The sequence below is a fragment of the uncultured Amaricoccus sp. genome, from assembly GCF_937858865.1.
Classification (GTDB): Bacteria; Pseudomonadota; Alphaproteobacteria; order Rhodobacterales; family Rhodobacteraceae; genus Amaricoccus.
In genome coordinates, this window is the sequence record NZ_CALLYO010000035.1 from 1 (window position 1) to 8,266 (window position 8,266).

The following is an 8,266-nucleotide window of genomic DNA, read 5'->3' on the forward strand; positions in this document are numbered from 1 at the left end:
GCATGGCGATCGGCCGCGCCCTCCTCGCGCGCGAGAGCCTGGACGCCGCCGAGGGCTTCCTGCGCGGCGCGCCGGCCTCGGGCGGCTTCCACTTCGCCCTGACCCACCGCCGCGACCGGCGCATCCTCTCCGTCGAGTTCGGCGGCGGGGAGACCTCCATCATCGAGGTCACTGCTCCCGCGCTCCACGCCAACCACGCCCTGCATCACAGGGGCGGGCTCGCGGCGCAGATCGTCACCCGGTCCTCCGGCGACCGCCAGGCGCGCGGTGACGCCCTGGTCGCGACGGGTCGGGAGCCGTTCGCGATCCTGCGCGACACCGGCGGTCCCGGGCTGCCGATCCGCCGCGACGCGCCGGACGATCCCGACCACGAGAACACCCTTGCCACGGCGCTCTTCAGGGTCGAGGACCGTGGCGTCGAGTGGAGAATCCATGACGATGCCGACGGACCGGCCGCCTACGCGGGAACGACCGCCTGAGACCGTCGAGGAACTGCGCGCCCTCGCCGTCGCCATCGCCCGCGGCGAGGCGCCGGTCTCGCTCGGCGCCAAGGCCCAGGACGCGCTCGGGCGGATGCTCGACATGGTCGGCGACCCCGCCCTCCTCTCGATCACCACGCTCGGCGAGGCGCTCGGGGTCAACCCATCGACCCTCACCCGCCTCGCCACCGCCCTCGGATACCCGGGCTTCCCCGGCCTGCAGCAGGTGCTCCTCTCGGCCTCGATGACCGCCCCCGGGGCCTTCTACTCCCGCCAGGCCGCGTCGGCGCTGCGCGGCGGCTCCTCGTCCCGGGCGGCGGCGACCCGGCTCTGCCGCGAGAACCAGGCCAACATCGACCGTTTCGTCGACCGCCTCGACGAGGCCGCCCTCGACGCCGCCGTGGCGCTTCTCGTCGCGGCGCCGCGCGTCGCCGTCCACGGCATTCGCCAGTTCCACGCGGTCGCGAGCTTCCTCGTCTACGGCCTGCGGATGATCCGCTCCGACGTCGCGCTGCTCGACAACGGCAGCCTCGGCGTCGCCGAGGGCCTCGCGGCGCTGTCGCCGGGCGACGTCCTCCTCTCCACGAGCTGCGCCCCCTACTCGACCCAGGTCGCCGAGGCCGCCGCCGTCGCGCAGCGGAGCGGCCTCGCCACCGTCGCCCTGACCGATCGCCCGACCTCGCCTCTCGTCGCCACGTCGCGGGCCGCGATCCTCGTCGACCACGACTCGAGCTTCCTGTCGAACAGCATCGGCGCCTTCGTCGTCGCCGCCGAATGCCTGATCAACGCCTGCGCCGCGGCCAACCCGGAAGCGGCCCGCACCGCCCTCTGCCAGCGCGACCGTCTCATCGGGGCCCTGCGCGTCGAGACCCTCTGACACAGCTCTCGCGCGGGCGCGTCCCGCGACGATGGCCATAGAGAGCGACAGCGCCATGAGACCGCGGGCCGCATCAGCCGCTGGGACGCGCTCACATCCGCAATGCTTTCGATCTAGCCACGGTGCACTTGTCGCTCTCGGATCCGACCGGCGACAGCGCCATCCTCGAATGGATCGACGGCAAGCTGCGATCCACCACGGTCGCGACAATCGCGTGATGACCAATGATCCGCCCTACAACGAGCGACTGGCGCTCGTCGACTATTGGCGTCTGGAAGGGCGTCGATCTGCGCGAGTTCCTGCCCCTTCCTCCAGGCCACCGCCGAGGACGAGCACGAGTTCGCGCGCTCCCGCGTGCCGCTCGTCGCAGCGGTCTCCTGCGATCCGGCGAGCTTCGCCCACGACGCGGCGATCCTCCCTGCCCGCGGCTACCGGCTCGACTGGCTGCGGCCCGTCGACCAGTTCCGCTGGTCCGGGCACGTGGAACTCACCGCCCGCTTCAGCCGCTGAGCCCGCATTAACGCCCCAATCCGACTATTTCAGGTGCAATACGCTTTCCATATGCGTTCCATACGGATTCCACATCGAGCGATTCGCCGTAAACCTTTGCCGCCGCACGAATCCGGCCAAAGCCGCCATCACTCCGGGAAGAGGAAGGTCACCACCGCCCGCGCCCCCCAGCCGTCCGGCCCGGCGTCGGGCGAATCGAGCCAGTAGCGCGCGCCGACCCCGAACTGCACCGCCTGCCCGCCGATCATCGTCGTTTTCGAGACGATACCGTTGATCGGCACCGACCATTCCTCGTTCACCCAGTCGTAGGTCGACTCGCTGTTGAGCGTGAAGGAGACCGCGGCAGGCGTGGTGTAGCTCAGGAACGGCTGCAGGAAGGTCGAGGAGATGTCGTCGTCGCCGGTGACCGACCAGAGATGGTTGCCGAGCATGCCGACCGTCCACGGCCCGGTCTGCATCAGCGCCACCCCGGTGATCCCCGCCCCCCACTCGTCGTCGGCGATGCCGTCGGTCGCGGTCGGGATCAGGAACGCCGGCCCCGCGCCCCAGACCAGCCCGCCGGCGGTCGGCGCCTTGGGCGACAGGAAGAAGCTCTGCGTCGTCGTGCCGAGCCCGAACTGATGGTCCTCGCCCGGGATCACGCCGTCGTTCCAGACCAGCGGCAGGATGGTGCGGGAGATGAGGTTCCAGTTCCCGTTCAGCGAGAAGGGGATCACCGGCTGGAAGTTGACGTAGCTCTGCTTGCCGTCCCCGTCCGGCCCGAAGCCGCTGTTGTAGTTGTACTGGAAAGGCGCGCTGACCAGGTTCGCCACTGGATTGGCCGTCTGCTTGGCCAGATCCTCGGCGGATTGCGCGAAGGCCGCCGGCGCGGCGGCGAGGCAGGCGAGGAAGGTGGCTGTGTAGCGCATGTTCGCGGGCCCCTGACAGATCGCTAGCCGATGCGGCCGCCGGCACCGCCGACCTGGCCGCGATGGAGAAGGTAGTGGTCGAGAAGCACGCAGGCGAGCATCGCCTCGCCGACCGGCACGGCGCGGATGCCGACGCAGGGATCGTGCCGCCCCCGGGTGACGATCTCGGTCTCCTCGCCGCCCGTCGTGATCGTCCGCCGCGGGGTGAGGATCGAGGAGGTCGGCTTGACCGCGAAGCGGGCGACGATCTCCTGCCCGGAGGAGATCCCGCCGAGGATGCCGCCGGCGTGGTTCGAGGAGAAGCGCGGCCGCCCGTCGTTGCCCATGAAGATCTCGTCGGCGTTCTCCGAGCCGGTCAGCGTCGCCGCCTCCATGCCGGCGCCGATCTCGACCCCCTTCACCGCGTTGATGCTCATCAGCGCCATGGCGATGTCGCTGTCGAGCTTGGCGTAGACGGGGGCTCCGAGCCCGGCCGGAAAGCCTTCGGCCACGAGTTCGACCACCGCCCCCACCGAGTTGCCCGCCTTGCGCAGCCCGTCGAGATAGCCCGCCCAGATCTCCGCCGCCTTGGCGTCGGGGCACCAGAAGGGGTTCCTCGCCACCTCCTCCCAGTCCCAGGCGGCGCGGTCGACCGCGTGCGCGCCGATCCGCACCAGCGCGCCGCGCACACGGGCGTCGGGCAGCAGCTCCGCAAGCACCGCCCGTGCCACGCCGCCGGCCGCTACCCGCGCCGCGGTCTCGCGCGCCGAGGAACGGCCGCCGCCGCGGTAGTCGCGGATGCCGTACTTGAGGTGATAGGTGAGATCGGCGTGGCCGGGGCGGAACTTCGCGGCGATGTCGCCATAGTCCTTCGACCGCTGGTCGGTGTTGCGGATCAGCAGCGAGATCGGGGTGCCGGTCGTCCGCCCCTCGAAGGTGCCGGAGAGGATCTCGACCCGGTCGGCCTCCTGGCGCTGGGTGGTGAAGCGGCTCTGGCCGGGGCGGCGGGCGTCGAGCCAGGGCTGGAGGTCGGCCTCGGTCAGAAGCACGCCGGGCGGGCAGCCGTCGACGACGCAGCCGAGCGCGGGGCCGTGGCTCTCGCCCCAGGTGGTGACGCGGAAGAGGTGGCCGAAGCTGTTGAACATGAGCGCCCCTTAGCGCGGCGGGGCGCGGAAGGGAAGGCAGGGCGCGCGCCGGCGCGGGGTGGGCGCGCGCGCCCGGCAGACCAGGACATTGAATCTATTCATGAATTCTGATGTCGTTCATGCTTCCGAAACCTTCGTTAACGGGCATTCGGCAGGCCAAGATCGTGCCCCGGCCCTGCGCCATGTCGACGAAGATCCAGCCCTCGGACGGCGCGGCGTCGAGCGCCTTGTCGAGGCGGCAGATGTGGCTCTCGCGGTCGCAGGCGCACTCCAGCGAAAGACGGGCGCGCCGTCATCCGGCGCGCCGAAGCGCCTGCCGCCAGCGCGGCCGGGAGGGCGCGCAGGCGGCCCGGGAACGGGAACGCTACTGGCCGCTGCTCGCGGTCAGCGACTCCATCACCCGGTCGAGGTTGAAGCTGCCCGGCTTCTGCCGCGGCGGAAATTCCTGGAAGCTCTGGAGCCAGTTGGCGGCATAGGCCGAGGCGGGCGCGATCAGGAACATGTGCTCCATGTACCAGCGGGTGTAGCCCATGGCGTTCTCGTGCTCGGCGCGCTCGAAGGGGTCCATCCGGAGGTTGGTGAGCAGCGGCGCGCGCAGCTCCTTGAACGGATCCTGCCAGACGCGGAGCCCGTGCGCGTCCTGCTCGAGGAAGGTCACCTTCCAGTCGTCGTAGCGGATCGCCGCGACGCTGCCGTCGTCGGTCCAGTAGACGAACTCGTGGCGCGGCCATTCCGCCTCGCCCCTGAGCGCCGGGCCGAGGTCGTAGCCGTCGAGGTGGACCTTGTAGGTCCTGTCGCCGATCTGCTTGCCCGCGAGCAGCTCCTGCTTGGCGTCCGGGTCGCCGGCGGCCGCGACCAGCGTCGTCAGCATGTCCTCATGGGCGCCGATCTCGTTGACGACCGTTCCCGGCTCGATGACGCCGGGCCAGCGGATCAGCGTCGGCACCCGGTAGCCGCCTTCCCAGTTGGTGTTCTTCTCGCCGCGGAACATCGTCGTGCCGCCGTCGGGCCAGGTGAAGGTCTCCGCGCCGTTGTCGGACGAGTACATGACGATGGTGTTGTCGGCGATGCCGAGCTCGTCGAGCTTGTCGAGCAGCTCGCCCACCATGGCGTCGTGCTCGGCCATGCCGTCGGCATAGACGCCGAGGCCGGTCTTGCCCTCGGATTCGGGCTTGAGGTGGGTGAAGATGTGCATCCGGGTGGAGTTCCACCACAAGAAGAACGGCTTCTGCTGGTCGTGGGCGCGCTGCATGAAGTCGAGGGCGCCCGCCGTCACCTCCTCGTCGACGGTCTCCATCCGCTTCCGCGTCAGCGGGCCGGTGTCCTCGATCTGCCCGTCGGCCGTCGACCTGATGACGCCGCGCGGACCGAAGGCCTCCTGGAAGGTGCGGCCGTCCTGCATGGTGAAGTTGCGCGGATAGTCGGGGTTCTCCGGCTCCTCCTCGGCGTTCAGGTGATAGAGGTTGCCGAAGAACTCGTCGAACCCGTGGGCGGTCGGCAGCATCTCGTCGCGGTCGCCGAGGTGGTTCTTGCCGTACTGGCCGGTCATGTAGCCGAGCGGCTTCAGCAGCGTCGCGATCGTTGGATCCTCGGCGGTCATGCCCTCCGGCGCGCCGGGCAGGCCGACCTTGGTGAGCCCGGTGCGGATCGGCGACTGGCCGGTGACGAAGGCGGCGCGGCCGGCGGTGCAGCTCTGCTGGCCGTACCAGTCGGTGAAGAGCGCGCCCTCGGCGGCGATGCGGTCGATGTTCGGGGTCTCGTAGCCCATCATGCCGCGATTGATCGCGCCGATGTTGAACTGGCCGATGTCGTCGCCCCAGATGACGAGAATGTTCGGCGGCGGCGTGGCCGCGGCCTCCTGGGCCAGCGCCGCCGTCCCGAGCGTGCCGGCGGCGAGCATAGTGGCTGCCCCCAGTCTGAGCCGCGTGCCGAGGTGCATGTTTCCTCTCCTCCCGCTGCAGGTCTGCCGCGCCCATTGGACGCCGCTCCGCTAGCGTCGTAGGATCGACGCCCCTGCAAGTCTGCCGCATTTGGGTCATTCGATGAAGGCTGACACGCTCTGGCCGCTCGACGAGCGAGGGTGGCTCGCGGCGCAGCCGCCGGCCTTCCGGGAATGGATGCTCGAGAACGGCCGTTGGCAGCACTATGCGCCGGGGCAGCTCATCTACGACTTCGGCGAGGAGGCCGACGGCCTCTACGGCCTCGGGGGCGGGGCGCTCGAGGTGACGCTGCCGCTGGTGGGCGACGAGGCGGTGACGGTCCACCGGGCCGAGCCGGGCTTCTGGCTGGGCGAGTCGGCGCTGCTCGCGCGGGCGCCGCGCGCGGTCTCGCTGACGGCGGCCACCGACGCGCGCGTCTTCCGGGTGCGGGGGGCGCGGATCCGCGCCCTGGTGCGAGCGCGCCCCGAGACCTGGCGGCATTTCTACGAGCTCAGCCACATCAATGCGACGCTCGCGGTCACGCTGCTCGCCGAGGCGCTGGCGCTCAGCCCGCGGGCGCGGCTGGCGCGGATGCTGCTGCGGCTCGCCGACGCGGAGGGCCGGGTGGTGGCGCGGCAGGAGGAACTCGCGCGGCTGATCGGGATGACGCGGTCGAGCCTGCAGCGGGCGCTGGTCGGGCTGACCGAGACCGGGGCGGTGGGCCGGGGCTACGGCTGCCTCATCGTGCACGACCGCGCGGCGCTGGAGGCGATCCGCGGCGAGGCGTGAGGAGGGCGCGGCAACGACGCGACAGGACGCGACAGGACGCGACCGGGCAGGCTTGCATCCCGGCGCGGGATGCCTATTGTGCGCGGTGCCTCGGGGGGTCCGGCGGTGGCCGGGCTGAGATTGCGTCAAAGCAGACCCGTTGAACCTGAACCGGCTCATACCGGCGGAGGGAAGGCGCGGGTGTGCGATCCCACATTTGCGCTCCTCCGGAACCGCGGAGGAGAATCCATGCGAAAGCTGGCACTGGCCGCCCTCGTCGCGCTGGCGACACCCGCCGGGGCAGAGGAGAAGCCCGAGCTCGTCATCTACACCTACGAGAGCTTCGTCTCGGAATGGGGCCCGGGGCCGCAGATCGCGGCCAACTTCGAGAAGGAATGCGACTGCACGGTGCGCTTCGTCGGCGCCGGTGACGGGGCGGCGCTGCTCGGGCGGCTCCGGCTCGAGGGCCAGCGGACGCCGGCCGACATCGTCCTCGGGCTCGACACGAACCTCACCGCCGCGGCGAAGGAGACCGGCCTCTTCGCGCCGCACGGGATCGCCGACCCGGCGCTCGACCTGCCGATCCCCTGGGAGGACGACACCTTCCTGCCCTATGACTGGGGGTATTTCGCCTTCGTCTACGACAGGACGAAGATGCCGGACCCGCCGGCGAGCTTCGAGGAGCTGATCGCCTCGGACGCCAGCATCGTCATCCACGACCCGCGCAGCTCGACGCCGGGGCTCGGGCTGCTGATGTGGGTGAAGGACGCCTACGGCGAGCGGGCGCCGGAGATCTGGCAGGGGCTGGCGCCGCGCATCGTCACCGTCGCGCCGGGCTGGAGCGAGGCCTACGGGCTCTTCGTGAACGGCGAGGTCGACATGGCGCTCGCCTATACCACCTCGCCCGCCTATCATCTGATCGCCGATCAGGACGACACCAAGGCGGCGGCGATCTTCGAGGAGGGGCATTACATGCAGGTCGAGGTGGCGGCGATGACCGCGACCTCGGACCAGCCGGAGCTGGCGCGGCGCTTCCTCGGCTTCATGCTGACCGACGGATTCCAGGGGGTGATCCCGACCACCAACTGGATGTATCCGGCGCACACGCCGGCGGCCGGCCTGCCCGCGGGCTACGACACGCTGGCGGTGCCGGAGAAGGCGCTGCTCTTCCCGCCCGAGGAGGCGCAGGCGAAGCGCGAGGCGGCGCTGGCGGAATGGCTGGCCGCGCTCAGCCGATAGGGCCGTCCGTCCGCTGGGGCGGCGGGCTGGCGCTGGCGCTCGTCGCGCTCGTCACGCTCGGCACCCTCGCCGCCCTCGTCACGCGCGCCGAGCCCGGGCGCGGGCTCGGGCCGGCGGACTGGGCGGCGGTGCGCTTCACGCTGGTGCAGGCGCTCGTCTCCGCCACGCTGAGCTGCGCGCTCGCCGTGCCGGCCGCGCGCGCGCTGGCGCGGCGGCGCTTTCCCGGCCGGGGGGCGCTGGTGGCGCTGCTCGGCGCGCCGTTCCTTCTGCCGGCGATCGTCGCCGTCTTCGGGATCATCGCGATCTGGGGGCGGGCCGGGCTCTTCAGCCGCGGGCTGGAGGCGGCGGGCCTGCCGGGGCTCGATGTCTACGGGCTGCGCGGCGTGGTGCTGGCGCATGTCTTCTTCAACGTCGCGCTCGTGGCGCGGCTGGTGCTGCAGGG

Annotated in this window: 8 protein-coding genes, 1 pseudogene and 1 riboswitch; of the genes and pseudogenes, 6 read left to right on the forward strand and 3 right to left on the reverse strand. The window is 71.2% G+C overall.

The window, feature by feature from the left end; translation table 11 throughout:
- The 3 genes from Q0112_RS00895 to Q0112_RS00905 all read left to right on the forward strand — a co-directional run.
- Positions 1-479, forward strand: a 479-nt coding sequence (locus tag Q0112_RS00895) for a carcinine hydrolase/isopenicillin-N N-acyltransferase family protein (protein WP_297970266.1), incomplete at its 5' end; no start/stop codon positions are given.
- A complete protein-coding gene (locus Q0112_RS00900; protein ID WP_297970268.1) occupies positions 433-1,356 on the forward strand; it encodes a MurR/RpiR family transcriptional regulator in 924 nt (307 codons plus the stop codon). The genes Q0112_RS00895 and Q0112_RS00900, both read left to right, overlap by 47 nt.
- Positions 1,357-1,620: 264 nt before the next feature.
- Entirely contained in the window at positions 1,621-1,866 is a 246-nt protein-coding gene (locus tag Q0112_RS00905; protein ID WP_297970270.1) for a hypothetical protein, read from the forward strand.
- 128 nt (positions 1,867-1,994) lie between these two features.
- Here the strand turns inward: Q0112_RS00905 and Q0112_RS00910 are convergent, their stop codons facing one another.
- The 3 genes from Q0112_RS00910 to Q0112_RS00920 form a co-directional block, all read right to left on the reverse strand.
- Positions 1,995-2,774, reverse strand: coding sequence for a transporter (locus Q0112_RS00910; protein ID WP_297970272.1), 780 nt, complete (start codon positions 2,772-2,774; stop codon positions 1,995-1,997).
- 23 nt (positions 2,775-2,797) lie between these two features.
- Complete coding sequence (gene aroC / locus Q0112_RS00915; RefSeq protein WP_297970274.1) at positions 2,798-3,898, reverse strand: chorismate synthase; 1,101 nt, start codon at positions 3,896-3,898, stop codon at positions 2,798-2,800.
- A gap of 364 nt (positions 3,899-4,262) precedes the next feature.
- Positions 4,263-5,837, reverse strand: a complete 1,575-nt coding sequence (locus Q0112_RS00920) for an arylsulfatase (RefSeq protein WP_297970276.1) — start codon at positions 5,835-5,837, stop codon at positions 4,263-4,265.
- Positions 5,838-5,940: 103 nt separating this feature from the next.
- On the opposite strand from Q0112_RS00920, the gene Q0112_RS00925 reads away from it, so the two are divergent.
- From Q0112_RS00925 to Q0112_RS00935, 3 genes and pseudogenes are all read left to right on the forward strand, one after another.
- The gene (locus Q0112_RS00925; protein ID WP_297970278.1) at positions 5,941-6,606 is read left to right on the forward strand and encodes a Crp/Fnr family transcriptional regulator; all 666 of its coding nucleotides are present in this window, start codon (positions 5,941-5,943) and stop codon (positions 6,604-6,606) included.
- A gap of 81 nt (positions 6,607-6,687) precedes the next feature.
- Positions 6,688-6,795: riboswitch (TPP riboswitch) on the forward strand.
- Positions 6,796-6,834: 39 nt separating this feature from the next.
- Complete coding sequence (gene thiB / locus Q0112_RS00930; protein ID WP_297970280.1) at positions 6,835-7,824, forward strand: thiamine ABC transporter substrate binding subunit; 990 nt, start codon at positions 6,835-6,837, stop codon at positions 7,822-7,824.
- A pseudogene (locus tag Q0112_RS00935) lies at positions 7,800-8,266 on the forward strand (thiamine/thiamine pyrophosphate ABC transporter permease ThiP); the annotation flags it as partial. The gene thiB and the pseudogene Q0112_RS00935, both read left to right, overlap by 25 nt.

Excerpts from the sequence above, each read along its gene's own strand:
- Q0112_RS00900 (WP_297970268.1), top strand. The coding sequence starts at position 433 with ATGACGATGCCGACGGACCGGCCGCCTACGCGGGAACGACCGCCTGAG.
- Q0112_RS00910 (WP_297970272.1), bottom strand. The coding sequence starts at position 2,774 with ATGCGCTACACAGCCACCTTCCTCGCCTGCCTCGCCGCCGCGCCGGCG.
- aroC (WP_297970274.1), bottom strand. The coding sequence starts at position 3,898 with ATGTTCAACAGCTTCGGCCACCTCTTCCGCGTCACCACCTGGGGCGAG.
- Q0112_RS00920 (WP_297970276.1), bottom strand. The coding sequence starts at position 5,837 with ATGCACCTCGGCACGCGGCTCAGACTGGGGGCAGCCACTATGCTCGCC.
- Q0112_RS00925 (WP_297970278.1), top strand. The coding sequence starts at position 5,941 with ATGAAGGCTGACACGCTCTGGCCGCTCGACGAGCGAGGGTGGCTCGCG.
- thiB (WP_297970280.1), top strand. The coding sequence starts at position 6,835 with ATGCGAAAGCTGGCACTGGCCGCCCTCGTCGCGCTGGCGACACCCGCC.